We start from the raw sequence: 1050 nt of genomic DNA on the forward strand, positions 1-1050 counted from the left end.
CCTAGATGTTTAGTCCCGGCATTTGATGGTGCATCCTACGTGCAGGACTGGAGGGATGCACTATGGGCCAAGTACTCCATGGGAGCGCCACGACGACAGAGGCGATCCGTCGAGCGATACAACATAGTCAAGAGAGCCTGAGGGCTCTGGCCAAGCGCTACGGGATCAACCCGAAGACGGTTGCCAAGTGGAAAGCGCGGCCCTCGGTAACCGACAAGAAGACCGGTCCCAAGGCACCTCGTTCGACGGTGCTGTCGGTGGAAGAAGAGGCAGTCGTCGTCGCTTTCCGGCGCTATACCCTGCTGCCGCTCGATGACTGCCTCTATGCCCTGCAGCCGACAATCCCCCACCTGACCCGGTCTTCACTGCACCGCTGCCTGCAGCGCCATGGCATTGCCCGCCTGCCTGATGTCGAAGGAGACAAGCCGGTCCGCAGGAAGTTCAAGGCCTACCCCATCGGCTTCTTCCATATCGACATCGCCGAGGTTCGGACCGAACAGGGCAAGCTGCACATGTTCGTCGCCATCGATCGAACGTCGAAGTTCGCCTTCGTCGAACTGCATGAGACGGCGACGACAGCGACCTCCAGGGACTTCCTGCTGCGCCTGATCGCTGCCGTCCCCTACAAGATCCACACGGTGCTCACCGACAACGGCATCCAGTTCACCACACCGGGCGGCGGCGGATCGGCCGTCCTCCTGATCAAGGAAGCAATCGCCAAGGGCGAGCGCTTCCGGGCCCATGCCTTCGAACTTACCTGTGCGCGTCACGACATCGACCACCGCACGACCAAGCCCAAGCACCCGTGGACCAACGGCCAGGTCGAGCGCATGAACCGCACCCTCAAGGACGCTACGGTCAAGCGCTTCTACTACGAAAGCCACGACCAGCTCCGGCAACACCTCACCGACTTCGTGGCCGCCTACAACTTCGCACGCAGGCTCAAGACCCTGAAGGGGCTGACACCATACGAGTTCGTCTGCAGAGCTTGGCACAAAGACCCCTCAAGCTTCACCGAAAACCCGCACCATCAAATGCCGGGACTAAACA

1 protein-coding gene is annotated in these 1050 nt (G+C 61.0%); it reads left to right on the forward strand.

The annotated features are described in order from the left end of the window. Nucleotides 1–62: 62 nt before the first annotated feature. A partial coding sequence (locus tag FZ938_RS30330; protein ID WP_149201868.1) for an IS481 family transposase occupies nt 63–1050 on the forward strand: 988 nt, incomplete at its 3' end.

This window comes from Azospirillum oryzae (assembly GCF_008364795.1).
Classification (GTDB): domain Bacteria; phylum Pseudomonadota; class Alphaproteobacteria; order Azospirillales; family Azospirillaceae; genus Azospirillum; species Azospirillum oryzae.